General features: G+C 63.2%; 14 protein-coding genes and 2 tRNA genes. 6 read left to right on the top strand and 10 right to left on the bottom strand.

Annotated elements, in window-relative coordinates; all coding sequences use genetic code 11:
• Positions 1–74: 74 nt before the first annotated feature.
• Positions 75–1,715, bottom strand: coding sequence for an ABC transporter substrate-binding protein (locus tag ABD884_RS19945; RefSeq protein ID WP_345050425.1), 1,641 nt, complete (start codon positions 1,713–1,715; stop codon positions 75–77).
• Between the two features lie 362 nt (positions 1,716–2,077).
• Between ABD884_RS19945 and ABD884_RS19940 the strand changes: the two genes are divergently transcribed.
• Positions 2,078–2,806, top strand: coding sequence for a FadR/GntR family transcriptional regulator (locus tag ABD884_RS19940; protein WP_345050421.1), 729 nt, complete (start codon positions 2,078–2,080; stop codon positions 2,804–2,806).
• A gap of 136 nt (positions 2,807–2,942) precedes the next feature.
• Here the strand turns inward: ABD884_RS19940 and ABD884_RS19935 are convergent.
• Positions 2,943–3,016, bottom strand: a tRNA-Arg gene (locus ABD884_RS19935).
• A gap of 284 nt (positions 3,017–3,300) precedes the next feature.
• On the opposite strand from ABD884_RS19935, the gene ABD884_RS19930 reads away from it, so the two are divergent.
• Both ABD884_RS19930 and ABD884_RS19925 read left to right on the top strand, forming a co-directional pair.
• Positions 3,301–5,127, top strand: a complete 1,827-nt coding sequence (locus ABD884_RS19930; RefSeq protein WP_345050416.1) for a phosphoenolpyruvate carboxykinase (GTP) — start codon at positions 3,301–3,303, stop codon at positions 5,125–5,127.
• 191 nt (positions 5,128–5,318) lie between these two features.
• Entirely contained in the window at positions 5,319–7,934 is a 2,616-nt protein-coding gene (locus ABD884_RS19925) for a PEP/pyruvate-binding domain-containing protein (protein ID WP_345050410.1), read from the top strand.
• Positions 7,935–7,972: 38 nt separating this feature from the next.
• Here the strand turns inward: ABD884_RS19925 and ABD884_RS19920 are convergent, their stop codons facing one another.
• The 4 genes from ABD884_RS19920 to ABD884_RS19905 form a co-directional block, all read right to left on the bottom strand.
• Positions 7,973–9,133 (bottom strand): globin domain-containing protein, encoded by a 1,161-nt coding sequence (locus ABD884_RS19920; RefSeq protein WP_345050400.1) that lies wholly within the window; start codon positions 9,131–9,133, stop codon positions 7,973–7,975.
• A gap of 127 nt (positions 9,134–9,260) precedes the next feature.
• On the bottom strand, positions 9,261–9,710 hold the full coding sequence (locus ABD884_RS19915; RefSeq protein ID WP_345050389.1) for an RrF2 family transcriptional regulator: 450 nt from the start codon (positions 9,708–9,710) through the stop codon (positions 9,261–9,263).
• Positions 9,711–9,734: 24 nt separating this feature from the next.
• Positions 9,735–10,187, bottom strand: a complete 453-nt coding sequence (locus tag ABD884_RS19910) for a hypothetical protein (RefSeq protein WP_345050378.1) — start codon at positions 10,185–10,187, stop codon at positions 9,735–9,737.
• A gap of 27 nt (positions 10,188–10,214) precedes the next feature.
• Entirely contained in the window at positions 10,215–11,636 is a 1,422-nt protein-coding gene (locus ABD884_RS19905; protein WP_345055100.1) for a phosphomannomutase/phosphoglucomutase, read from the bottom strand.
• 139 nt (positions 11,637–11,775) lie between these two features.
• Here ABD884_RS19905 and ABD884_RS19900 point away from each other — a divergent pair, with 139 nt between their 5' ends.
• Together ABD884_RS19900 and ABD884_RS19895 are read left to right on the top strand one after the other, a co-directional pair.
• Entirely contained in the window at positions 11,776–13,947 is a 2,172-nt protein-coding gene (locus tag ABD884_RS19900) for a RecQ family ATP-dependent DNA helicase (RefSeq protein ID WP_345050373.1), read from the top strand.
• Complete coding sequence (locus ABD884_RS19895; protein WP_345050367.1) at positions 13,944–15,380, top strand: MFS transporter; 1,437 nt, start codon at positions 13,944–13,946, stop codon at positions 15,378–15,380. The genes ABD884_RS19900 and ABD884_RS19895 overlap by 4 nt, the downstream gene beginning before the upstream one ends.
• Before the next feature lie 51 nt (positions 15,381–15,431).
• Here the strand turns inward: ABD884_RS19895 and ABD884_RS19890 are convergent, their stop codons facing one another.
• From ABD884_RS19890 to ABD884_RS19880, 3 genes are all read right to left on the bottom strand, one after another.
• A complete protein-coding gene (locus ABD884_RS19890) occupies positions 15,432–16,436 on the bottom strand; it encodes a metallophosphoesterase family protein (RefSeq protein WP_345050363.1) in 1,005 nt (334 codons plus the stop codon).
• A 215-nt stretch (positions 16,437–16,651) separates the two neighbouring features.
• Positions 16,652–16,739: transfer RNA gene (locus tag ABD884_RS19885), tRNA-Ser, on the bottom strand.
• Positions 16,740–16,836: 97 nt separating this feature from the next.
• The gene (locus ABD884_RS19880; protein ID WP_345050359.1) at positions 16,837–19,098 is read right to left on the bottom strand and encodes a prolyl oligopeptidase family serine peptidase; all 2,262 of its coding nucleotides are present in this window, start codon (positions 19,096–19,098) and stop codon (positions 16,837–16,839) included.
• Positions 19,099–19,157: 59 nt separating this feature from the next.
• Here ABD884_RS19880 and ABD884_RS19875 point away from each other — a divergent pair, with 59 nt between their 5' ends.
• A complete protein-coding gene (locus ABD884_RS19875) occupies positions 19,158–21,134 on the top strand; it encodes an FAD/NAD(P)-binding protein (protein WP_345050353.1) in 1,977 nt (658 codons plus the stop codon).
• A gap of 120 nt (positions 21,135–21,254) precedes the next feature.
• Here the strand turns inward: ABD884_RS19875 and ABD884_RS19870 are convergent, their stop codons facing one another.
• Complete coding sequence (locus ABD884_RS19870) at positions 21,255–25,751, bottom strand: ExeM/NucH family extracellular endonuclease (RefSeq protein WP_345050350.1); 4,497 nt, start codon at positions 25,749–25,751, stop codon at positions 21,255–21,257.
• Positions 25,752–26,025: the final 274 nt, after the last annotated feature.

Here is a 26,025-nt window from a genome sequence, read left to right as displayed (position 1 = left end):
AACTAACTCGCAGTAGGTGTCGTTTTGAGCCGTCTAAACGACAACAAATGCGAGCTAGTTGGGGTTGGGTGCGGCTAGGAGGTGCGGCCGACGCCGATGAAGGACAGGCCGGTGGTGGGCAGCGGCTTGAAGCCCGAGAGCTTCTTGTCGTCCCATGCGCTGGGGAGCTGGCGGTGGAAGATCGGGTACAGCGGGAGTTCCTCGGAGACGAGGTCCACGATCTGCCCGGTGATATTCTTGGCGTCAGCGGTTGAGGCCTGTGAGCCCTTGTCCATCAGGCCCTGCAGGGTAGCGCTTTCCGGAGCGGTCCAATAGGCACGCTTGGTCATCCAGGTGGCACCCGAGTAGAACCAGCTCAGGAGCAGGTCTGCGTCGTTGCCGAAGACTGAAGGATCGCCCGGGGCCGCGACCACGGAGAAGTCGGCCTTGCCAACCCTGTCTGAATACAAGGCGCCGGACTGCAGGTTCTTTGCGGTGACCTTGACGCCGGGGATCTTGTTCCAGGATTCCAGCATCAGCGGGGCAACGTCCTTGACCCAGGCTGTGTCCGTGGTGAGCAGTTCGAATTCAAGATTGCTCACGCCGGCTTGCTTGAGGAGGTCGGCGGCCTTCTGCGCATCGTAGCCGTAGACGTTCTTGGCCTTGACGTAGTCCGGGTGGCCTTCCTGGAAGTACGACGACGCCGCCTTGGCGTTGCCGAACAAGGCCTTCTTGATGATGGAGTCTTTGTCCAGTCCGTAGTGAAGGGCTTGGCGGACCAGCTTGTTGTCGAACGGGGCCTTGGCACAGTTGAACATCAGGAAGAGCATGCCGAAGGACTGCACGGATTCAACCCGGTCCTTGGACTTGAGTCCGTCCATGTCCAGGTACGGTACGTCTTCGATCGCCTGGACTCGGCCCGACTGGGCCGCGGTGACACGGGCAGCGGCGTCTGAGAGCAACAGCCAGGTCATGCCCTTGGCGAGTGCGGGCTTGGGTCCGTTGTAGTCGGCGAATGCTTCGAAGACGATCTTGTCGTCCTTGACGGCCGAGATCAGCTTGTACGGGCCGGAACCGACGGGCTTGGCATCGAATCCCTTCGGGTCGGTCGAGGCCAACGCCTTCGGAACCACCTTCACCACGGAGATTCGCGGTCCGAAGCCCGGGAACGGGTACTTCAAGGAGAATTCCACCGTCTTGGTGTCGAGGGCCTTGACGTCCTTGATGAACGGAATGAACTGGGAGAACAGGGACTTGTTGGCCGGGTCCATCACGCGCGTGAAGGAGTAGACAACATCGTCCGTCGTGACAGGTGCACCGCTGTGGAACTTGGCACCATCACGGATGGTCACTTGGTACGTGGTGTCGTTGACCTTCTTGGGATCGCTGGCGGCCAACGCGTTATAGGGCTCGCGGGTGGCGGGGTGGAGCTCCACGAGCCCTTCGAAGATGTGCAGGTTGGCGGCCTGCGGTGTGGCACCAGAGGACGTCAGAGGATCGAAACCTGTGGACAGCGCATAGGAGATGCCCGCTTCGATGGTGAGGTCCTTGTTGACCGCAGCCGTATTGTTCCCTCCACCCGCGGTCGTTGCGGCGGGGCCGCCACATGCCGAAAGGGTAGCCGTGAAAGCCGCGGCAGCGCCCGCCGCCGCGCTCAGCTTGAGAAAGTTGCGTCGGCTGGCGTCGTTGACCACCGACAGGTTGTTAATCGTGTTGCTCATAAGATGCCTCACCATTCAAGTTTTCTGGTTATCGGATGTAGGACATCCGATGCTCGTAATGAAACTGTAAGGGCGGTCACAGGAAGTCGTCAAGCGAGATTTGGGTCACCTTCGGCTCTGGATAGGCCTGTGACGCCGCCGCGCGGGGGTTCGGCTGTCCCGGCGTGCGCGGCTGCGCCGTGATCAACCTGGGGGTTCAAGCAAAAATCAGGGCAAACATCTATCAAGGAGATGGGACATCCGATATTGTATGTTGCGTAGCACCGTCTTCATTGTGGGCGCTAGGCTCACCTAAAGATTAACACCGCACTGATTCCTTGTCCTCACTCCCGAAAAATGGATAGCGGCCAAGGTTGAGTACTTTTGCAAGGAGAGCCATGACCACTTCCGGTGTCGTTCCGCAAGCGCGGTTCAGCGCACAGGCCCGGCTCAGGGCCCTTCAATCGGACATTATGGAGCTGATCCTCGAGCGCGAGCTGGAGGCAGGCGATCCTTTGCCCACGGAAAATGAACTCTCCGTGGCGCTGGGAGTCGGGCGGAACACCCTCCGTGAGTCCCTGAAAGTGCTCCAGGCCCTGGGTGTCATCGAGATTCGCCACGGCTTCGGCATGTTCGTCGCCCCCAGCAATTTCGAGGCCCTCGCGGACGGCCTAACCTTCCGTGGCCGTTTGTCCCTGCGCCACCAGGGGTTCGAGGCGCTGCAACTCGTGGATGTGCGCCAGGCCCTTGAATCGGGGCTGATCGGCTCCTCCATGGACGTAATGACCTCCGAGCAGCTCGCGTCGATCGAAGAAACCGTCAAGCAGATGGAAGAGCTCGCAGGCGCGGGAGAAAACTTCGTCGCCGCCGACGCCGAGTTCCACCGCCGGCTGTTCGAACCGCTGAATAACGAGCTCCTCATCAACCTCATGGGCGTCTTCTGGAAGGTCTACCGGAAGATCCACGTGGAAATCGGCTCGGCCAACGAAGACCTTGTAGCCACCGCTGCCATGCACCGAAACATCTATTCCGCCGTCGCAACCGGCGACAAGTCCGCTGCCGCCGAACTGCTCAACCGCCACTTCGACGGAATCCGCCGCCGCATCAGCGAGGCCGTCGCCGCGTAGAGCGGGCGCCCCGCAGCCCAACTAGCTCGCATTTGTTGTCGTTTTCAGCCCTTATAGCGACAACAAATGCGAGCTAGTTGGGCTTTCGACTTTACGAAAGAAGACCCGCACCGAGCTCGGTGCGGGTCTTCATTTGTGCGCCCAGAGGGATTCGAACCCCCGGCCTTCTGTTCCGTAGACAGACGCTCTATCCAGCTGAGCTATGGGCGCATCTTAGTGATTCTCGGGAGTTTCAAACTCGTTCCCCCCCTCGAACCTCAATAAACTTTACGCGAGATCGCCGTTCGTGCCAAATTGGCTGGATGTAATCTACCTAACTAGACCGGTCTATGTGACCTTAGTCACTAAATTTAGCGAATCGCTGAACAAGATCCTTGATTTTTAGGGGTTTTGCTTCGAATTGCTCAAGAGATCCCACGTCCGAACCCAGATTGGTCTACTCCGCGAGCCCTAGCATTTAGGACACACCACTGAACCCGAGGAAGGGAACCACGATGGGCGATCTGGCGCGACTGCCGCTGCTTGAGAAGGCACCTACTACGCATGCACGCTTGTTGGCCTGGGTGGAGGAAGTAGCCGAGCTGACACAGCCGGACCGCATCCACTGGGTTGATGGCAGCGAAGCGGAATACACGAAACTGACCGACGGACTCGTCGCCGCGGGCACCCTGAAAAGGCTGAACCCGGAGACGTTCCCGAACTCCTTTGCCGCTTTCTCCGATCCTGCCGACGTGGCCCGTGTGGAAGAGCAGACCTACATCTGCTCCGAAAAGGAACGCGACGCAGGCTTCACCAACAACTGGATGGCTCCGGCCGAGATGAAGCAGAAGCTGCGTGGACTGTTCGCGGGCTCCATGCGCGGCCGCACCATGTACGTCATCCCGTTTGTCATGGGCCACCTGGACGCCGAAGACCCGAAGTTCGGCGTCGAGATCACCGACTCCGCCTACGTTGTTGCCTCGATGCGCATCATGGCCCGCATCGGTACCGACGTGCTGGAGCGCATCACGCAGACGGATGCGTTCTTCGTCCCCGCGCTGCATTCCCTGGGCGCCCCGCTTGAGGACGGCCAGACAGACGTTGCCTGGCCCTGCAACCCGGACAAGTGGATCGTGCACTTCCCGGAAGAGCGCTCCATCTGGTCCTTCGGCTCGGGCTACGGCGGCAACGCCCTCCTCGGCAAGAAGTGCTACGCCCTGCGTATCGCGTCCGTCATGGCCCGCGACGAAGGCTGGCTGGCCGAGCACATGCTCATCCTGAAGCTGACCTCGCCTGAGCAGAAGACTTACTACATCTCTGCGGCCTTCCCGTCTGCTTGCGGCAAGACCAACCTGGCCCTTCTGGACCCCGCCATCAAGGGCTGGAAGGTCGAAACCCTCGGCGACGACATCACCTGGATGCGCTTTGGCAAGGAAGGCGAACTCCGCGCCGTCAACCCCGAGGCTGGCCTGTTCGGCGTTGCTCCGGGCACCGGTTGGGGCACCAACCCGAATGCCATGCGCGCCATCGCCAAGGGCAACAGCATCTTCACCAACGTTGCGTTGACCGACGACGGCGGTGTGTGGTGGGAGGGAATGACGCAGGAGACTCCTGCGCACCTGACTGACTGGCAGGGCAACTCCTGGACCCCGGAGTCCGACAAGCCCGCCGCACACCCGAACTCCCGTTTCTGCACGCCGATCGACCAGATCGACATGCTGGCCGAGGAGTACTTCAGCCCCGAAGGCGTGGAACTCTCCGCGATCCTCTTCGGCGGACGCCGCAAGACCACCATCCCGCTGGTCACTGAGGCACGCGACTGGTCCAACGGCATCTTCATGGGTTCGACGCTGTCCTCCGAGACCACTGCTGCTGCGGCAGGTGCCGTCGGCGTTGTGCGTCGCGACCCCATGGCCATGCTGCCGTTCATCGGCTATGACGCAGGCGATTACCTGAACCACTGGGTGAACCTGTCCGCCAAGGCGAACTCGGAGCGGCTGCCGAAGATCTTCCTGGTCAACTGGTTCCGCCGCACCGCTGATGGTGGTTTCGCGTGGCCTGGCTTCGGTGACAATGCCCGCGTCCTCAAATGGGCTATCGAGCGCATTGAAGGCAAGACCGACGCCGTCGAGACCCCCATCGGATTCGTGCCGACAGGCGAGTCCATCGATCTCGAAGGACTGGACATGACCCCCGCTGAGGTGGAGGCCGCAGTCCGCGTCGACCCCGCCGAGTGGAAGACCGAACTGGCATCGATCGAGGAGTGGTACGCAAAGTTCGGCGGGTCCCTGCCGGCTGCGTTGCTGTCCGAGCTGGAAGGCTTGAAGGCCCGCCTGGCCTAGATCGCCACCGCCTCCCTCGCTTCGCTACGCTCAGCCAGGGAACCCTCGGCGGCGGAGGCCCCTTCTACGGACGGCGGTCCCGCACCTTGCGCTCAAGGTGCGGGACCGCCGTCGTCTCCGGGCATTGTGCCGTGCAAGCGCCCGGGGTAGCTTTCAGGGAACCTATAGTTCTCTACTTTCAGGGACCACCGATGGACGACGCCCAGCCGCCAAAACCAATCCTCCATGCGCCCGCCACGGTCAGTGAGCCCCAGATGGCTCAGCAGATCACTGCGTCACTGGCCGAGTTCGGTAGGGGCGACGTCGCCGTCGCCGGCGGCAAGGGTGCGGCCCTGGGGGAATTGGTGCGTCAAGGGTTTCCCGTGCCGCCGGGATTCGTCATCACCACGGGCGCGTACCTCTCCTTCCTGGCGGAAACGAAGGCGGGGGCAGAACTGGACCTCTTGTTGTCCTCGGAGCCCGGTGACGCGTTCGACGGCGGTGCGTCCAACGGCGGCAACGGAACCCACGCTGCCGCCATCCGGGAGCTGTTCGCAAGCGCGGATATGCCCGAGCGCGTTCGAGACGAGATCCTCGCCGCCTATGCGAAGCTGGGCCGGGGTGCGGTCGCTGTCCGTTCCAGTGCTACTGCGGAGGACCTTCCCGGGGCCGCGTTTGCCGGGCAGCAGGACACCTTCCTTAACCTGACCGGCGAGGATGAGGTGGTACGGGCAGTCGCCAGGTGCTGGGCTTCGTTGTGGACCGAGCGGGCCATGACCTATCGCCGCCGGCAGGGAATCGACCCGCGCGAGGTGGCAATCGCCGTCGTCGTTCAGAAAATGGTGCCCGCCGCCGTGGCGGGCGTCATGTTCACAGCGAACCCGGTAACGGGTGAGCGCGGCGAGATGGTGGTGGATGCGAATCCCGGGCTCGGGGAAGCCGTGGTTTCGGGGCGGGTGACGCCAGAGCGCTACGTCCTGGACGGCTCCGGAAAAGTGCTCAGTTTCGTGCCGGGTGGTCGGGAGGTAGTGATCAGTGCGGCTGCGGGCGGGGGAACGCGGGAAATGACCGGCACGCCGGGTGCTAGGCCCGGGCTCGTGGCGGAGCAATTGGCGGAGCTGGCACAGCTGGGACAGGAAGCCCAGCAGCATTTTGGCCGTCCCCAAGACATTGAGTGGGCGGTGGCGGGAGGTGTGCTGTATGTTCTGCAGGTCCGGCCGATAACCGCACTCCCGCCCCAACCGCCCAGCCTCAACTGGTTTCAACGGTGGGTGGGACCCTTCTTCTGGGAGATGTTCCAGGAGCGGCCGTATCCGCTGGACGTTTCGGGGTGGATGCGCCTCGGCATATGGGAAATGTTGCGCGGGATGGCCGGGAGCGTGGGCGTTGCCTTCCCCATGGTCGAGGAGTTCCTGCCTGAGGAAGACGGCGTGGTGGTGCAGCTCATCCCGCCCGTGCCGCGCCCGACCCTCCGGTCGCTTGCTGCGCCGGTGTCATTGCTGCGACGCTCAAGGGAATTCAAGGCCAGCGAGTGGACCCAGGATCCGCGTTTTGAGCAGTTCCTTGCCGACACGGAACGGCTGAACGGAACGGACCTCGCTCCGCTGCGATGGCGCGCGGTCATCGCCTTCGTTGAGGAGTGCTTCGGGACGATGCGGGCCATCAGGAATCTCCGGATTTCGTACCTGCCGGGGGTTCTCTTGCCAATGCTGAAAATGCGTCTCATGCTCCTGTTGCTTGGCAAGATGAAGCTGGCTCCTGTGCTGATCGCGGGCGCGGAGACCCGGACAAGCCAGGCGAACCGCGCCCTTGAACGGCTGGCGTCCATCGCGGCGGACGACCCCGGGCTGTCACGCGCCTTTCTTGAGACCGATTCCGGCCAGCTGCTGGACCTGGTGGAAAAAGATCCCGAACATGGTGCTTTCCGCGCGGCGTTCGAGGCGTTCCAGCTTGAATACGGCCACCGCGAAACCACCAGCGTCGTCTTGAGCAGTTCGCCTACCTGGTCCGACGCCCCCGAAGTGGTTCTGGGCCTCGTGAAAGCGATGTCCGGAGGGCGGCTTCAAACGGTTGACAAGGCCGGGACGGCGATGGAGGAATTGAACCGCCACCCGGTGCTCCGTTTCGAACCACTGCGCCGGAGGATGCTCGCTGCGGTCGAGTCCGCCAGGGCTGGAATTGCGTTCCGCGAAGACAGCCACTTCTACGCCACCAAAGCCATTCCGCCGATCCGCCGCGCCTACCGGGAGCTGGGACGCCGGTTGGTGTTGGCGGGCGTGATCGACAAGCCGGAGGAGATCTATCACTTGCGGTTCGAGGAACTGGAGTCCATTACAGACGCCGACGACGGCGCGCTGCCGGCTTCCCTCCGGCACCGCTTCCGGCCGCTGGTGCTGGCTCGGGTGGCGAAACGGCGTGAGCTCGAAGGGATTCCGCTGCTCGATCCTGCGTTGCTTTTTGCTGGACGCCTGCCCTCTGGAGGCGTCTTGGTTTCCGGTACGCCGTCCAGCCGTGGCCAGGCAAGCGGCCAGGTTCGCGTGATCCGGGTACCGAGCGAGTTCGGCCAGCTGCGTGGGGGGGAAATCCTGGTCTGCCCCTATACCAACCCTTCCTGGACTCCGCTGTTCCAACGGGCGGCCGCGGTTGTGGTGGATGCCGGTGGACTCGCCTCGCATGCGGCGATCGTTGCGAGGGAATACGGAATTCCGGCCGTCATGGGCACCGGCTCGGCCACCAGCATCTTGACCGACGGAGAGTGGGTGCTCGTCGACGGAACCTTGGGAGTGGTCCTTCCGGCCGCTTCGAGCACCCCAACTGACTCGCAGTAGATGTCGTTTTGGGGCCTCTAAACGACATCTGGTGCTAGCTAGTTGGCGAACCAGATGTCCGGCCCGAAGACTTCGTAGTGGATCTTCGTGGCAGGGATTCCGGCATTGATCGCTTCATTGCGAATGTGCTTCATGAACGGCAGCGGGCCGCATAGGTACAGCGAGGCATCGGCCGGAAGGTCCACTTCGCGCAGAGACATAAAGCCCGCATTGGACCCGCCTTGCGGTTCCTCCAACCAGAGCTGAAGTTCTGCCGCATCCAAGCGCTCGACGTCGTGCGTCATCTGCCCGCGCAACGCCCAACTGTCCAGATTGCTCTCGGCGTGCAGGACCAGGACCTGTCGATTCGAGCCGGAATCGGCGAGCGAACGCAGGAGGGAAGCCGTGGGCGTGCAGCCAATGCCGGCCGAGGCGAGGACTACGGGCCCGTCGCCGTCCTTGAGCGTGATTTCGCCATAAGGGTTGGAAATCTCCAGGACGTCACCGACCTTCACTGAGTTGTGCAGCACGGGGGAAACTTCGCCGCCGTCGTCGATCTTGGTGGTGAAGCTGCGGCTGGTGCCCGCGGCGCCCGAAAGCGAGTACTGCCGGACCTGGCGCAAACCGTCGGGGAGCGTGACCTTGACGCTGATGTATTGGCCGGGCAGCGCCTCGGTGACCGGTGTATCGTCTGCGGGCTCCAGGACGAAGGTCATGGACCCGGTGCCCGCGGGAGTCTTGGACGCGACCTTCCAGGGGCTCCACATCTTGCCGTTGGCCTGGGCTGCGTAGAGCCCTTTTTCCAGCTTGATCAGGGCGTCCGCCATGAGCCAGTAGACCTCAGTCCACGCTTCGGCAATTTCAGGGGTAATGACGTCGGCCAGGTCCTCTGCGATGGCAGCGAAGAGGTGCTCGTAGACCACTTGGTATTGCGGTTCGGTGATGCCGAGTGAAGCGTGGCGGTGGGCGATGCGGGACAACACAGTCTCCGGCAGGCTTCCCGGGTTGTTTATCAAGTGGCTCGCGAATGCGGCGATACTTCCGGCGAGGGCTTGCTGCTGGCTGCCGGAGCGCTGGTTCGAACGGCTGAACAGCCCGTCGAGCAACTCGGGGTGCGCGGCGAAGAGGCGGTCGTAGAACTTGGGGGTGATGTCGCCAATCCTGGAGCCGACGAGCGGCAACGTCGCCTGAATGACGGGGAAGGACTTGTCCGAGAGCATACGTACTCCTGTCGTAGTGGCCCACAGCTTCCGTACGGGCCGAGACTAATACTTGTATTTCGAATGCAAGTATCTATGGTTCATTTCTACACGTCGTAGAAGGATTTTGCCAATCGACGGCTGAGAGTTACATCCCGGGGCGCAAGCCGATCGTTTGGAACACCGGGGCCATCTGCCGAAAACTCGGCAGGGAGGAGACGACGACGCCGTCAAGCTCCCGGTAGAAGGCCTCGCGGGCGCGGGCCAAGGCGCCACGTAGGCCGCATTCGATGATCAAGGGGCAGTCGCCGTGGGAGGAGTGGCACTCCGCGGGATCCGATCTGGTATCAAGTTCCCGCAGGAGCTGGCCCACGGTGGCTTTGTGTCCGGCCTGGCTGAGCCGGGATCCGCCCTTGCGTCCGCGCTCGACGTCGATCAAGCCCAACTCGCGCAGCCGAACAATGGCCTTGCTGACGTGATGGTAGGGCGTCCCTACAGCATCCGCGATGTTTTGGGTGGTCAGGAGTTCCCCTGCGGGCGCGGACGATAGGACCAGGAGCGCGCGCAGGCTCACATCTGCGAAGGCATTGATCTTCATGCCTTCAAGCTTACGTAGTCAGGTCTAGTCCACCCAGATAAGGGGTTCGTTGGTATCTGCTTCTGCGGTGTCAAAGGCGAAACCTTCGCTTGTCTTTACATAGGGGATCACAGCTGCCATCAGCCCGCCGTTGCGATCCTCAGCAGCGGCGTGAATTCCGTCCGAGCCATGTTCGGGAAGGATGACGTCGCTGGCAATCGCCGCGGCGCGGTATCCATCCCGACCTTGACGGAGCAACTCAAGGATGTCTGCCAACATCGACTCGGTGTCGACGTTTCCTTCGTCATCCGGCTCGCCGGGCGAGACGAAGACGAGCCGGAGTTCGTCGTCGTCCGCGAGCGTGACTGCGAAGGGCAGGAAGCCGCCATTTTGTTCCAAGTGTTCCTGCGCCGTCGCCAAGGCGGCTCCCAAGGTCTCACGGACGTCGTGGAGTTCACGCTCTGCCGCATTTTCGGGGTTGTTGGCTGTGTTACCCATGCTACTGCTCGTCTTCGGGCCTGCTGGCTAGGCTCGAACCAGGGCGAGGACGCGGTCGCGGACCTTTTCCATGGTGGCCACATCCTTTGCTTCGGCGTTCAGGCGCAGGAACGGCTCCGTGTTGGACGGACGAAGGTTGAACCACCAGCTTCCATCTTTCGCGGTGAAGGTACTGCCATCCATGGTGTCGACATCGACGTCTTCGCCATCAAATTCGGCGCGGACGCGCTCAATGGCTCCTGCCTTGTCTTCGATTTCGGAGTTGATCTCGCCGGAGGAAACGTAGGGCTCGTACTGGCGGCCGAGCTCCGACAGCGGGCCGTCCTGCTCGCCCAAGGCTGCCAACACGTGCATGGCCGCGAGCATCCCGGTGTCCGCGTTCCAAAAATCGCGGAAGTAGAAGTGGGCCGAGTGCTCGCCGCCGAAGACGGCCCCTTCTTCTGCCATGACCGCCTTAATGAAAGAGTGTCCCACTCGTGTGCGGACAGCCCTGCCACCATCCGTGGCCACGAGCTCCGGGACGGCCCGGGAGGTCAGCAAATTGTGAATGATCACGGGGGTTTCTTCTCCCGCGGCTTGGGCGCGGGCGATTTCCCGCCGCGCAACCATGCCGGTGATCGCCGAGGGCGATACCGGCTCGCCCTTCTCGTCGATCACGAAACAACGGTCGGCATCTCCGTCGAACGCCAGCCCGATATCCGCGCCGTGCTCGATGACGGCGGCCTGCAGATCACGCAGGTTTTCAGGTTCAAGGGGATTGGCCGGATGGTTCGGGAAGGAACCGTCCAACTCAAAGTACAGGGGGACGATTTCGAACGGCAGCGCCGGAAGCAGCGTGTCACCGAGCACGGCGGGCGTGGTGAGTCCGGCCATGCCATTCCCGGCGTCGACGACGATCTTCAAAGGACGGGAGACTTTAAGGTCAACCAAGCTGCGCAGGTATTCCGAGTAATCCTTCAGTACATCGTGGGAGCTGATCTCACCGTGGACGTCCGCAGCAGGAATGTCGCCGTCATTGAGGTACTTCTCCGCGAGTGCTTGGATTTCCTTGAGTCCTGTTTCGGACGAGATCGGCTGAGCACCGGCCTTGGACATCTTGATGCCGTTGTACTCTGCGGGATTGTGGCTCGCAGTGAACGTGGCGCCGGCGGCATTGAGGGCGCCGCAGGCGTAATAGAGCTCGTCGGTGGAGATGAGGCCCAGAAGCTGGACATTGGCACCCCGGCGAGCGGCGCCGTCGGCGAATGCCTTGATGAACTCGGGCGATGACGGGCGCATGTCGCCGCCCACCAGAACGGTCTCGCCCGAAAGCCCGAGGGTGTCGACGAAAGCGGCGCCGACGGATTCCACGATGCGGGATGTAATGGATTCACCGACGATTCCCCGAACGTCGTAGGCCTTGAAGGAAGCCGAGAGGTCAAATGTCTTCTTCTTCTGCTCGCTAGTCACGGGCTCAATCCTACTGTGGAGCCCGGCCGTCACCTTGCCAGGAAAGCGGCTATGTGGAAAACCTTCGCTACACGGATGTTCGTCCACATAGATGAAGTTCCAGGTTCTGGCTGTTTGCGCATGCTGGAATACTGAACCCATGCCCAACAACCCTGATGCTGCTCTCCTCGCAGCAGAACAGTCCACCACCCGGCTGCAAGCTCTTGAGGTATTGCGGGAGCTTGTGGGGAGTACGGACGCGCAATTCCACGACGGCCAGTATGAGGCGATCGAAGCCCTCGTCGACGCCGGACGGCGCGCCCTGGTGGTCCAGAGGACTGGCTGGGGTAAATCCGCGGTGTACTTCGTCTCGTCGTTGTTGCTGAGGCGGCGAGGAGCCGGGCCCACGCTGATTGTCTCCCCGCTGCTCGCACTCATGCGGGACCAGGTGGCCGCCGCCGCCCGGGCCGGTGTGCGAGCAGTGGCGATCAACTCGGCCAACCAGCTCGAGTGGGACAACGTTCGCGAGCAACTCGCCGCTGACCAGGTGGACGTTCTTCTGGTGTCGCCGGAAAGGCTCACCAACCCTTCCTTCCGGGAAAACCAGCTCCCCGAGCTCATCCGCCGTACCGGCCTCCTGGTGATTGACGAGGCACACTGCATTTCGGACTGGGGCCACGATTTCCGTCCCGACTACCGGCGCATCTCCGATCTCATCGAGCAGTTGCCCGGTAACGTCCCCGTGCTGGCGACCACGGCGACGGCCAACTCCCGGGTGGTGCATGACATCGAGGAGCAGCTCGGCTCCGGCGTTCTTACCATCCGTGGCACTCTTGGCCGAGAGTCCTTGCGGCTGGGTGTCCTGAAGCTTGCCGACTCAAGGGATCGCCTGGGCTGGTTGCTCACACATCTTGCTGATATGCCAGGCAGCGGGATCATCTATACCTTGACCGTTTCCGCCGCCGAAGACACTGCACGGCTTCTCTCCGAAGCGGGCCACCAGGTCTTGTCCTACACAGGACGCACGGACCCTGCGGACCGGGAACGGGCCGAGCAGCTTCTCAAGGACAACCAAGTGAAGGCGCTGGTGGCCACCTCGGCCCTCGGCATGGGTTTCGACAAACCCGATCTTGGTTTCGTTATCCACCTCGGCGCACCTTCGTCGCCGGTGGCTTACTACCAGCAAGTGGGCCGAGCCGGTCGTGGCGCCGCAAATGCCGATGTCCTCCTCCTGCCTGGGTCCGAAGACCGCGAAATTTGGCAGTACTTTGCCACCGCTTCCATGCCTTCGGAGGAAAAGGCCGCAGCCGTCCTCAACGTCCTGGCCGGGTCCGGCTCTGCGTTGTCCACCGTGGCCCTCGAAGCGCGGGTGGACTTGCGCCGGACGCCCTTGGAACTCCTGTTGAAGGTCCTTGCGGTCGATGGCGCGGTGGAGCGAGTCGGCGGCGGCTGGAGGTCCACGGGACGTCCCTGGATCTACGATGCCGAACGCTACGCTCGTATTGCCGAGGCCCGGGTGGACGAGCAAGACTCCATGGTGATTTACCAGGACACTGCTGGATGCCGGATGGAATATATCACCGCCGTCTTGGACGACGAGTCCGCACGTGCCTGCGGCCATTGCGACAATTGCGCTGGTACATGGTTCCCGGCCCACGTGGAAGCAGCCGCCGCAGACGCTGCGGGGCAGACCCTCCGGCGCGCGGGCCTGGTGCTGGAACCCCGGCTTCAATGGCCCAGCGGCATGGACCGGCTGGGCGTGGCCGTGAAAGGCAAGATCAAGCCGGAAGAGTTGCTGGCTGAAGGCCGTGTCCTGGCCCGCCTGACTGATTTGGGTTGGGGAGGGGCCCTCCGCGAACTCTTTGCGACCGGCGCGGCTGACCGTGAAATTGAACCGGCTATGTTGCAGGGCTGTGTTCAGGTCTTGCGCGAGTGGGCCGTCGGAGATGGCAGAACCGCGGGGTGGAGCGGGCAAGGACGGCCGGTAGCCGTCGTGAGCATCCCCTCCAGAAACAAGCCGGTGCTGGTTGAATCCTTGGCCCGCGGCATAGCGGGGATCGGCCAGATGCCGTATCTGGGCCCCCTCCAACTCGAGCATGGTGGGCCCGCCGGCGCCCGGGGAGGCAACAGCGCCTACCGGCTGGCCGGTGTCTGGGACCGCCTAGTAGTTGGCACCGAACTTGCACAGAACCTCGCCTCGCTCGGCGGCCAAGGCATCCTCTTGGTCGATGACCTGGCGGACAGCCGCTGGACCATGACCATTGCAGGCCGCGCCCTCAGGCAAGCCGGAGCGGGATCGGTGTTACCCCTCGTACTCGGTCAAGCAGCTTGAACGGCGCAGCCCCGCCTGTCGAGTCCGGATCCAAGTGGCAGCCACGGCTCGCACTGCTGGTTGCCGCCACCTTCTTCATGGAGTTCCTGGACGGTACGGTCCTCACTACCGCCATGCCCAGCATTGCAGCCGACTTCACAGTCGCTTCTGCCGATATCAACGTCACGATGACCGCCTACCTGGTGACGGTGGCCATGGGAATTCCGCTCAGTAGCTGGCTCGCAGAACGCTTTGGGGCACGTCGAATCTTCTGCCTGGCGATAGCAGTATTCACGACGGCATCGTTGCTTTGCGCGGTCAGCCCGGACCTCACCTGGCTGACGCTGAGCCGGGTCGCACAGGGCGCCGGCGGGGCCATGATGGTGCCGGTAGGGACGCTCGTAGTGCTGCGGGGGACACCCAAATCAGAGCTTCTCCGAGCCACGGCATTCCTTGTTTGGCCGGGCTTGCTCGCTCCCGTTTTGGCGCCTCTCGTGGGCGGAGCTTTCACCACCTATCTTTCATGGCACTGGATCTTCCTGATCAATGTACCGCTGGGTCTTGTCGCGTTCCTCGCGGCGTTGCGGCTGGTTCCGCGCACGGGAGGTGACACTGGCCGACGGCTCGACTGGCGGGGGCTCGCGCTAACCACCTTCGGCGTCGGATCTCTCGTGGTGGGCCTTGAAGGAGTGGGCGGTCACGGCCCGGGCGTGATTCCGGCCGTTGTGCTGTTGGCCGGAGTATTGGCTTTGGCCGGGGCGGCCTGGTGGATGCTCAAGGCCAAGTCGCCGCTTTTCGACCTCCGGGTCTTCGCCACGCGCACGTTCAGGGCGACCTCCACGGGTGGGTTTGTCTACCGGCTGACCATCAGCTCGGTACCCTTCTTGCTGCCGTTGTTGTTCCAAGACGGTTTTGGCTGGGATCCGCTCAGGTCCGGCGCCATGGTGGCTGCCGTCTTCATCGGCAACATCAGCATCAAGCCTGCAACGACGCCCATCATCCGCCGTTTCGGCTTCAAGCCCGTCTTGGTCTTCGCCTCCCTTGCGTCTGCGATCACCTTTGCAGCTTGCGCAATGCTCAACGCCGGGACCCCGGAGCCGTTGATTTTTGTCCTGCTCCTGGCCAGCGGAGCCTTCCGTTCGATCGGCTTCTCGGCCTACGCCTCCGTGCAATATGCGGACATCGTTCCGGGAGAGCTTTCCTCGGCCAACGCCGTTTCGGCCACTCTGGTGCAACTTGCAGCGGGGACCGGCATCGCGGTAGGCGCACTCTTCCTGCGCCTCTTCGATCATGCTTCACTCTTCGGCGGCGGCCCTTCCTCCGCGTACCGTGGCGCGTTCCTCGCGATGGCTGTAGCGATGCTTTTGAGCACCGCGGACAGCCTCACGCTGCCTCGGCACGCCGGGGCTGCAGTCAGCCGGAGCGTGAGCAGGCCCGAGAAACGGCAAGGCTAAACGGCAAGGCCAGAGGGCTGGCCGGGCAAAACGAAAGACGCCGGGCGCTAGCTAGGAAGCCGGGTGCGTAAACGGTATCCGGTCGAAGGACACGACGGTCGCTGCATCCTCAGGATTGATCGTGACCTTGAGCCAGTCTTTCGCATTGTTCGATCCATCCACAGTGACTCGTGTCAGGTTCTTCGCCGCAGTGGGCTGGCCGTAAAAGGACAGCCACGCGGAACCGGCCGCGAGGGGATGGTCCTGGTGATAAACGTGGCTGTCGCCGTTTATCAGGTAGACGGGTCCACCGAACGAGTTGGATTCCTCGATCAAGGTCTGTACCAACGGCTTGAAAGCGCCAAAATCGACCTGGGACGGAGCCGCGATTGTCGGGTCGAACATGTCGGCTTGCGTCATCACGACGACGGCTCGGTCGCCGTTGTTCCGCGCCTTGCGAAAGGTGTCCTTCAACTCCTGGATATCCGCCTGGGTCCGTTGCTGGACCTCGATGAGCTGGGTGGCCGTGGGCTGGGTTTGGCCCAATCCCGTCCAAGGCAGCATCGAGTTGTTACTGCCTGGAATGTTGACTGTGGCGAAGGCGACCTCATGTTTGCGGAAACTGACGTTCTCCGGGAAGCCTTCCTTGGCCTGGGACCTCACCTGCATGGGCGAACCAAGCGTGACACCGGGTTTCGGGAAGAAGATTTCCCGAACCCTGGCCAGCCTTTCCAAGGGGTCGTAGGCTCCGTTGTTCGTCCGGTGGCAGTCTGTCCATTCGTTGTCGCCCGGGGTGTAGACGAGCGGCGCGGTGAAACTGTCAAAGTTCTTCTTGATGGCTTCGAAATACTGGTCCGTGCACTGCGATGATCCATTCTTGATGTCGCCCACATGTGCTACAAAGCTCAGTTCCTTGTGGGCGTTAAGATCCTGGATATAGGACGGGAATGCCTGGATTTCAGCATCGCCGTAGGGTACGTCGCCGATTACTCCGAAGCTGAAGCCATCGGTGTTGCCTTGGTGCCCGTTGCCGTTAGAGCCGTTGCCGGCCGCCAATGCAGACGGAGTGAGCACCATGGTTGACAGTAATACGGCCCCAACCGTCGCGATGGCGAATCTCGTCATTGAACGCATGAACTTCTCCTCGTCGGTCTCGGATCACCCGGACGAGGCTACTGGCGCGAGCTGAATTCCAAGAGTCTGCGACATGAACCACGCCAAAACCCAGAAATTCCGGCCCTCGGGACCTGGAATGCAAAAAGGCCCCGGTCCAAAAGACCGGGGCCAAAACGCGGAGACGGGGGGATTTGAACCCCCGGTGGAGTTGTGCCCCACACTTCATTAGCAGTGAAGCCCATTCGGCCGCTCTGGCACGTCTCCAGTTGCTATTGCTAGCCAACCAAGGATACGCAGAACTGGGCACGCAGCGCAAAACGGGGGAGTCTAGCAGCCGCGGGGCGGGCCGGCAGGGTGATGATCAGGCCCCGGCACCCTGCCGGCCCGCAAGTGCCCGCCAGAGGAAGTGCTGGCTGCGGGCTTGGAGCGAGGCCGCCTGGCGGTTGTCCGAGGCCCCTGCATGACCACCTTCCAGCGCTTCGTGGAACCACACGTTCGGGATGCCCATGGCCTGCATCCGGGCAGCCATCTTCCGGGCTTGGACCGGGCCCACCCGGTCATCGGAAGTGGCCGTCCAGATGAACGTCTCCGGGTAGTCCACACCGTCGCGCAGCAGGTGGTAAGGCGAGAATGTGCCGATGTAATCCCACTGTTCCGGGATGTCGGGATCGCCGTATTCCGCAATCCAGGAGTAGCCCGCAGAAAGCTTCGTGTAGCGGCGCATGTCCAGCAGCGGGACACCGCACGACACAGCGCCGAACAACTCCGGGTACTGGGTCAGCATATTGCCCACGAGCAGTCCGCCGTTGGAGCCGCCGACGCAGCCGAGCCTGCGCGGGCTGGTGACGCCGCGCGCGATGAGGTCTCGCGCCACTGCGGCGAAGTCTTCGAACGCGCGGTGTCGATTCGCTTGCAGGGCTGCGCGGTGCCAAGCAGGACCGTACTCCCCGCCGCCGCGGATGTTGGCCACGACGTACACCCCGCCACGGGAATGTTCCGCGGAGCCGTCTTCGGATTGGATGCTTTCGCTTCGGCGTTCCAGCCAGGCACGCCCGATGGCTCCGCTGTAGGCAGGGGTCCTCGAGACCTCGAATCCACCGTAGCCCGAAAGCTGCGTGGGGTTCTCGCCGTCGAGATCCAGGCCCTTCGAAGCCACCTGGAAGTAGGGCACCCGGGTGCCGTCTGCCGAGGTGGCAAAGTGTTGCTGGACCTCATAGTCCGCCTCGTTGAAGAAGGACGGCGAGGACTTCACCACTGCGTGCTTGCTGGACACCCCGCCGTCGTGTCCTGCATCGAGGGTGTAGCTGGGGGTGCCGGCAGACAAGGTGCCCCGCAGGAGGGTGGTGGGAGTGGTGAAGCCGGTCGCAACGAGCCAGTAGTCGTTGCCGGCGTCGTCGCCCTCCGTTTCGTCCTCGTCGTCCACCGCGTAGGCGTTCACATCGTGCAACGGCGGGCACGCATCCAACAGGGTCACGGCCCACCCGCCGGCAGAGTCCTTGCGCGCGGGGTCCAGCACCCTGATTTCGGAAGAGACATCGTGCAGGAGGTTCAGGAGGAGGTAGTCCCGCGTCCAGCTCCAGGACTGCAGGGAGGTGTGCTCATCCGGGGTGAAAAGCACCGTGAAGTCGCGTGCCCCGGACAAGTAGCCCTCGAAGTCGGCAGCCAGCAGAGACCCGGCGGGGTAGGTGGTTCCGCCCGCGGTCCAGTCCTGCCGTGGACGGAACATGATCCATTCGCGGTGGGAACTGAGGTTGACGTCAGTGGGGACGTCAAGGGGAAGCCATGCGTCGTCCTGCAGCACGGAGGTGGTCCGGTTGAAGAAGTCGATCCAGTCCACTGCGAAGGTGCGTTCAAATCCAGGCGTGGAGTCGTGGGCGACAAGGGCCATCATATGGTCTTCGGGGATCTCGAAGATCCGTTCGGCTTCAGCCAAAGCTTGCTTGCGCCGAAGCCTGACTCCCGTGCGCGCATAGGATGAGCTGGTGCGTGGGAGACCGTCGGCGGTAGTGGCAACCAGCAGGGTATCGGCGTCGAGCCAGCTCACGTTGCCCTTCGCCGTCGGAAGGTCGAAGCCGCCCGCGGCCGGGTCCACGAAACTGCGGGTCTCGACGTCGAACTCACGATGGCGGTTGGCGTCACCGCCGTCGGGGGAGAGGGCGATGATGGCGAAGCGATGCGGTTCCCCTTCGGCTGGACGCAGGAAGTTGGCGCCGTGGAAGACCCATTCTTCGCCTTCCGTCGCGGCCAGGGCATCGATGTCCAGGAGCACGTCCCATTCCGGAGCCTCGCTGAGGTAGCTTTCCCAAGTGGTCCGGCGCCAGAGGCCCTTGGGGTTTTGTTGGTCTTTCCAGAAGTTGTAGTAGTGCTCGCCGCGTTTGTTGACCATGGCGATCCTGTCCGTGGAGTCCAGAACCTCCAGGATTCCGGCTTCCAAGGCGGCGTACCCGGCGTCGTCGAGCAAGTCTTCGGTGCGGGCATTTTGCTCCCGCACCCAGGCCAGCTGTTCCTCGCCGTGAATGTCTTCGAGCCAGATGTTCTCATCGACAGGTTCGGGGGCGATTGCGGTTCCCTGGGCAGTTTCGTTGTCGGGCGCGGGCGCTTGATCAGCTGCTGTGGTGGTCATCCCTCATCCTAGGGTGACTGTCTGAGCAGGAAGCAAGTCACAAGAAGTTAGGCTTGGGCGTGGGTAAATCGCAGAACATTCGGGTGGGGCTGATCGGGGCAGGTCCCCGCGGCACCAGTGTGCTGGAGCGTTTGCTCGCCAATTGGGCTGCGACGGAAACGGCCGGACGTTCCTTGCACATCGACGTCGTGGATCCCTATCCCGCCGGTCCCGGACACGTCTGGCAGCCCGAACAATCCCGGCTATACCTCATGAATACGCAGTCGTTCTACCCCACGTTGATCCCCGAAGACCCCGGGCTCGCGCCGCCGTTGGCCGGGGGTTCCTTTGAGAAATGGCGCGCGGAGCAGCGCTCCGGCGACGGTTCAGGCCTGAGCGCCGAGGAACGGGCCGAACTTGCTGCGCTCGCTTCCCGCGACTTTCCCAGCCGCGCCCTTTATGGGCGGTACCTGCGTACCACGCTGGAAGAACTGCTGGAGCGTGTCCCGGCCGGCGTCGAAATCGCTTTCCATCGGAGCAGCGCCGTGGCGGCCCGTCCCTTGCCGGACGCGGCGGCGGGGCCCGCGGGCGGAGGGTTCGACGTCGAACTCGACGACGGCGGCCGGCTCGCCGTCGATTCCCTCGTCCTTGCGCTGGGCCACCTTGAGTCCCGACTCAACCCGGAGCAGCGCTCGTTCAGCGAAGCCGCGGCGGAGCTTGGTTTGCTGTATCTGCCCCCGGCGGCTCCGGCCGACGTGGACTGGGCACTGGTCCCAGATTCCGAACCGGTGCTGGTGCGGGGTATGGGACTGAACTTCTTCGACCTGCTCGGCCAGCTGACGGAAAGTCGCGGGGGACGATTCGTGGCTGCGGGCGATGGCCTCCCGGGAAAGCTCAAGTACTTGCCGTCGGGCAGGGAACCGAAGATCATTGCGGCATCCAGGCGCGGCACTCCGTACCGGGCCAAGGCCGGACTGGATGGCTATTATCCGAAGTCCGTGCGTTTGCGGTACTTGACCGAGAGCGCATTGGAACGCTTCGCCGCCGCGGGCATTCAACCCGGATTCGATCACGATCTCTGGCCGCTCCTGCATCGGGATGCCCTGTGGGCCTACTACTCGACGTTGGTCGTGGCGGAACCAGTGGCAGTGTCTCATGCGACGGACTTCCTGACTGCCCTCGAAGAGCTGCTGCGGCCTCATGCGCATGCCACCGGTCGATGGGAAAACCAAGTAAACGAGCTGGTTTCACACCATGTTGCAGCGTCACGCCGCCTCGACCTGCTGGGTCTCGCGGCGCCGTTGGCCGGGCGTTCATTTGCGTCGAGGAAGGCACTCGACGACGCCGTCGTGGACTATCTGGACGACGATGCCCGCCGTTCCTCCCTGGGGGAGGCCGATCCCGTGAAGATGGCCATCGGTGCCCTGCATACGGGACGGGCCGTCCTGAAAAGTGCGGTGGCCGACGGCGGCATCACGGACCAATCGTGGGTGGGCGAGTTGCGGGGCTGGTTCGAGTCCTTCGTCGAGGGACTCGCTAGCGGGCCTCCCGCGCTGCGCGCAGAACAGTTGGCCGCCTTGGCGCGTGCCGGCGTCGTGAGTTTCGTGGGTCCGGATCCGCGATTCAACGTGGACCGTTCCAGGCGTGCCTTCCAAGCGGTATCCGCCTGGGTGCACGACGACGCAGCGCAAGCCAGGACTTTAATCGAGGCCATGTCCCCGGCGAACAGGGTGGGAGTGAGCGATTCCCCGTTCCTGCGGCAGTTGCTTGCCGACGGCTTGGTGCGGCCCAAGATGATGATGACCGCCGAGGGAATGCCGGTGCAGACCTCCGGATTGGATGTTCACTCGCATCCGTACCGTTTAGTGGGCGCCAACGGCTCCGTGACTCCCGGGTTGTACGCCCTTGGCTTGCAGCTTTCCTCGACCCAATGGGGGACGGCCATTGCCGCGGAGGCCCGGCCTTCCAACGGCCCGGCGTACAAGAGCGGCCAGCGCACACTCCGCGACGCGGACGAAATCGCCAGGGACATGCTCGGCCTTCCCCTCCAAAAATGAGCATGCTCCGCAAAGAAGAATGAGCATGCTCCCCGCCCGTCTCAACGAGTGGGCATATTCCTCATATGTCCATCCGCCGAGGCCAAGGGAGAGCATGCTCATCCGGGGTTGGTGCTGAGATTAGCCCCTCAGGCATCCCTGGTATTCAAGCCAGGCAAAGGCATACTTGAGCCAGCCAAGGATGTCGTACCACTTGTTTGGCATGACAGGCGCAGTGCACTTCGGAGGCAGCGGGAGGGCAATCTTGACGGCGGTCTTCACCACGGTCCCGGACTCGACGGCGGTGAGCGCCAAAGTGCCCGTGCCGGCGGCCGCTCCTGCAGGTACCTTGACGTTCACCGTCGCTGCACCGGAAGTCACGGCGACCGTTCCCAGCTGGGTTGCGAGCCCCTTGGCATCCGTGAAGACAGCCCGGAGCGAGGTGTTTTGCGGGCTGCCGAGCGAGGTCAGGTTCAGCTTGGACACGGCCAGGGTCACCGCGTCACCGTTCTTCACTTCTGCCGCCGTGGTGTTCGCGACGGCTACGGATCGGCGGGCGAAGTCCGGCGACACGGGCTGGTGCTCTCGCAAGTACTTGATCCACGCGTCACGATCCACCAGTCCGGAGTCCTTGGTATTACCGCCTTCCGTGAAGACCCGGAAGTTGTCGCCACCTGCCGCCAAGAAGCTGAAAGTACCGATTCGGTACAGCTTGGTGGGGTCGATCAGCGCGCCATTCACCCAAACGGAGGTGACCCGGTCGCCTGCCGCACGGCCGGCGTCGTACGTGTAGTTCACGTTCTTGGATACGCCGAGCTGCAGGTACGGCCGGCTCGGCACAGAACCATCGGCGTTGGTCTGCCACTGTTGCTCAAGAAGCGCCTTGAACTTGGCACCCGTCAGGGAGGTGGTCCACAGATTGTTTACGAAGGGAAGTACTGCGTTGGCCTCCGCGTAGGTGATGGTGCCGTCGGGCGCGTAGTAGAGCTCGTTGCGCAAACCGCCGGGGTTCACGACGCCGATCTCAGCCCCGCCAAGTTCGGGTGCCCTGAGCGTATCCACCAGGGAGTCGGCCACCAGATTGCCCAGAGTGGATTCGCTCGCGCGGTCATCACGCTTGGGAGTCCCGCCGGCGGGGTCAGGCGTGAACGCCGTGGTGATATCCCCAGTCACTGCGCCAATGGGGTGGTTGCCGACGGCGGCGGCGTCGGCAAGCGCCTTGTCGACGATCGCCTTGACCTGTGCAACACGGGGGTAGGTTCCGGACATGTCCGTTGTTGAGCGCTTGACGTTGCCGGCTGTGTAGGCGGTCACGGCCATGGTCTTGGTGTCCAAGGTCAAGGTGATACGCCCGATGTTTTCGCCGTAGTTGCCGGTCTGGACGATCGGGCGGGTCTTGCCCGTCGGCTGGCCCTTGGCGTCGAGGATCGGGGCGTCCCAGGCGTATTCCTTGTGCGTGTGGCCGGTGAAGATGGCCGCCACATCGGGGGTGGTTTCCTTGACAAGCTTGGCGAACGGGCCGCCCGCGGCGATTTCCTGATCGATGGTGGCGCCTTCCGGCGTACCGGCTCCGGCGCCGTCGTGGATCTCCGCGACGATCACATCGGCCAGCTTGCCGCCCTTGATCTTGGCAGCAACGCGGTTGACGGCGTCCACGGGGTCACCGAACTCGAGGTCCGCGATTCCGGCCGGGCTGACCAAGGACGGGGTCTCCTGTGTCACGGTGCCGATGACAGCCACCTTGACGCCGTTCATGTCCACGACGGTGTACTCGGGCAACACCGGGGTGGTGCTGCCCTTCTGATAGACGTTGGCACCCAGGAGGGGGAACTTCGCGTTGTTTCCGCCAGCGATGACGCGGTCGCGCAAGTCCGCCCATCCGCCGTCGAACTCGTGGTTGCCCACGGCGGAGGCCTTGAGCTCAAGGGCGTTCAGCACATCGAGAGTTGGCTGGTCCTTGGCCACCGCGGAGGCGAAAAGGGATGCCCCGATGTTGTCTCCCGCGGAGATGAACGCAGTGGAACCGGGTGTGGCCCCCGCACGGAGCTGTTCGATGGTGCTGGCAAACAGGACGGTGTTGCTGTCGATGCGTCCGTGGAAGTCGTTGATCCCCAGGAACTGCAGGTCGACGCTGGCCGGGGTGGTGGGAAGGTTCAAGCCAACCACGACGGGGTCGTGGTCACTGGCCCGGAACTGGTCCGCGGCGTAGTAGTCCACCACGTTGTTGTTGTACCTGCTGTACTCGAATGCCACCGACTCCACCGAGTTGATGTTCCAGATGTCGGTTCCCGTGACCACCTCATGAGCGGTGGGAGAAGCCAGGATATGGTCGAGGGAGCCGACCATTCCGCCGAACAAGTACGAGTGCTTGCCCGTGGTGGTTTCCAGATCCGCGTAGCCGGCCCCCGTCAGTACGTTGATCGGGTCCTCTTTGGAATAGGCGTTGAAATCGCCGATCAGGAACACTTTGTCGGTGCCCATGGAGGACTTCAACCCATCGGCGAAGGTTAGGAGCGACTGGGCCTGCTTGGTGCGGGCAATGTTGGAGGCGCCTTGGCCCTTGTCGGTGTCGTCCGGCGTGACTGCGGAGCCCTTGGACTTGAAGTGGTTCACGATCGCGATGAACTTCTTGTCATCGCTTGCTCCCACCGGCTTGAAAACCTGGGCGAGGGGCTTGCGTGCGCTGGCGAAGGCAACGGTGTCGTTGTGGATGATCGACTCACCCAGTGGTTCGGCTGTGGCCTTCTTGAAAATGAAAGCCGTACGGATCATGTCTTCGTCGCTCAGTGGAGGAGCGTTGGCAGGCGTGCGGACGTAGTCCCAGATTCCCGGGGTTTCAATGTTGAGGGAATCCACGAGCTTCGCGAGGGCATCGTCGCGGTTCTTGCCGAACTGTGCCGAGTTCTCGATCTCTTCGAGGGAGACGACGTCGGCGCCGGACTTCGTGATGGCGGCGACGATCTTTGCCTGCTGGCGCTGGAGGTTCTCGGCATTCGCCGCGCCGCGGGCGTTGCAACCGTCCTTGACCGTAATCGGGTTGCCGTCGCGGTCCGTGTAGTAGGTGCAGCCGCTGAGCTGGTCACCGGTGGTGGGGAAGTAGTTCAACACATTGAAGGAGGCGATCTTCAGGTTGCCTCCCACGTTGGCCGGGGCCTGGGGCCGGCTTCCGGCGAAGCTGACCGGCTGCACGGAATCCGCGGTGGCCGGGGTCAGCTGGGAGAGCGGCTGGAATTTCCAGGCGTTGTTCCCGTAGCCGAGGATCACGTTGGTACGGAAGCTCGCGGCCGATCCAACCCGGACGGGATCACTCGCGCTCAGGTAGGGGAGCGCCTCCGCCTTCGTGGAGGCGTCCTTGAGGAAGTTCGTGGACGCGCCGTCGTCGAGCTTGATGCCCCGCAGGGCGTTGTCCGCCACCACGGCGTTGTATTCCGGCGAGCCGTAGCTTGCCACTGCTGTGGGCTGGACCAAAGGGGAGGTCCCGCCCGCCAAGGCGATTTCGCCGTACTGGTTGAGCGAATAGTTGTCCGTCACCGTAAAGGGACCCTGTGGGGCGACGAGCATCCCTTCATAGCGCTCGCGGGTGGCTTCGTCAGCCGGTAGCGTGAAGTTGCTGGGCTTGACCTCAGGCGCGGCGTCGCTGAGCTTTTTTACTCCGGCTGCGTCTGTGCTGAGCTGCGTCTGGTTGGCGAACTCGCTCACCACGCCGGTGAGCTCGAGGTAGTCGCCGATCCGGGTGCTTTCCACGGTCGACGGCGAGTAGACGAAAATCGCGTCCGACGCCGTCCTGGCCGCTGGATCGTTGTCGCCGCCGGTTCCGGGGGTCTGAACGTAATAGCCGTTGAAACCACCCGTTGGGTAGACGGCGGTGACCTTACCGCGGGTGGTGACGGTGGCGCCGGTGAACGGGCTGGCTGCTCCGGTGCCTTGGATCTCCGCGATGGTCTTGGTCTCCGGGCCTGTCGGCGGAGGGGTTGTGGCCCCGGCCGCTGTCGGAGTGATCGCGGCGCTAAGGCTTAGGTCTGCGGCATTGTTGTTGGTGTCCGCTCCGTTGTTCCGGTTGAGGCTCCTGACATCGGTGTTGCTTGCCGGCGCGAGGGCTGTTGCGGTCTCGAAGGTGTTCGTGGTGCCGTAGCCGAGCAGATCGGCTACGGCGGGGTTGCCCACTACGGAACCCGTGGGGAGCGGGTTCACTGCGGTGCCTTGTTTCGCGAGGACGATCGTGCCGGCACTCCCGCTGGGGTTGAGCGTGCCGGAGCCGTCGACGTCGGCGGCTGGCAATTCTGCCGCCGTCGAGGCCGCGTTGTTGCTGGCGCCCTTGACGAGGAAGTATCCCTTGGCCGGGATGCTGCCGCTGAGGGGAGTGATGAAGGTGGGCGGATTGACGTTGCTCGCCGCACGGTATTGGAGGGACCATCCGCTCAGGCTTACGGCGGAGTCGGAGCTGTTGTACAGCTCCACGAACTTGTTCCGGAAGGCGGCTCCGGCGCTGCCGCCACTGAGATAGGCCTCGTTGATCACCACCGACGCGCCTGTTGCAGGGGGTGTATCGGCTGCCATCGCCGGTAGGGTCGCGAGCGGGGCTGCTAGCAATCCCGCTGACACCACCAAACCGACGAGTTTCCCATTTTTAAATTGCATTAGCTCAAACTTTCAATTGGCCGTGTGGGCGCACTGGAAGACGCCCGTCGCGTGTGTTGTCGGGCGGTGAACCGGGCTTTACTCCGGTGGGGATATCACGCTCGGCATCACATCAGGCGTGGGTGAATACCGGGTTGCCATGTGGTGACGGCACAAACAATAGAGAGCATGCCCTCCCTTTGACGCGGGGAGTGGACATATTGCCAATATGTCCACTCCCCGCGTCGTGGGGGGAGCATGCTCTCTGGTAGGTGGCGGGCTGCGCCTAGCTGGT

The organism is Arthrobacter methylotrophus (assembly GCF_039539965.1).
Taxonomy (GTDB): domain Bacteria; phylum Actinomycetota; class Actinomycetes; order Actinomycetales; family Micrococcaceae; genus Arthrobacter; species Arthrobacter methylotrophus.
Note: the sequence above shows the minus strand (reverse complement) of the source record. Positions and strands in the feature narration are given on the sequence as shown.

Coding starts and splice junctions, on each gene's coding strand:
- ABD884_RS19945 (WP_345050425.1), bottom strand. CDS start 1,715: ATGGTGAGGCATCTTATGAGCAACACGATTAACAACCTGTCGGTGGTC.
- ABD884_RS19940 (WP_345050421.1), top strand. CDS start 2,078: ATGACCACTTCCGGTGTCGTTCCGCAAGCGCGGTTCAGCGCACAGGCC.
- ABD884_RS19930 (WP_345050416.1), top strand. CDS start 3,301: ATGGGCGATCTGGCGCGACTGCCGCTGCTTGAGAAGGCACCTACTACG.
- ABD884_RS19925 (WP_345050410.1), top strand. CDS start 5,319: ATGGACGACGCCCAGCCGCCAAAACCAATCCTCCATGCGCCCGCCACG.
- ABD884_RS19920 (WP_345050400.1), bottom strand. CDS start 9,133: ATGCTCTCGGACAAGTCCTTCCCCGTCATTCAGGCGACGTTGCCGCTC.
- ABD884_RS19915 (WP_345050389.1), bottom strand. CDS start 9,710: ATGAAGATCAATGCCTTCGCAGATGTGAGCCTGCGCGCGCTCCTGGTC.
- ABD884_RS19910 (WP_345050378.1), bottom strand. CDS start 10,187: ATGGGTAACACAGCCAACAACCCCGAAAATGCGGCAGAGCGTGAACTC.
- ABD884_RS19900 (WP_345050373.1), top strand. CDS start 11,776: ATGCCCAACAACCCTGATGCTGCTCTCCTCGCAGCAGAACAGTCCACC.
- ABD884_RS19890 (WP_345050363.1), bottom strand. CDS start 16,436: ATGGTGCTCACTCCGTCTGCATTGGCGGCCGGCAACGGCTCTAACGGC.
- ABD884_RS19880 (WP_345050359.1), bottom strand. CDS start 19,098: ATGACCACCACAGCAGCTGATCAAGCGCCCGCGCCCGACAACGAAACT.
- ABD884_RS19870 (WP_345050350.1), bottom strand. CDS start 25,751: ATGCAATTTAAAAATGGGAAACTCGTCGGTTTGGTGGTGTCAGCGGGA.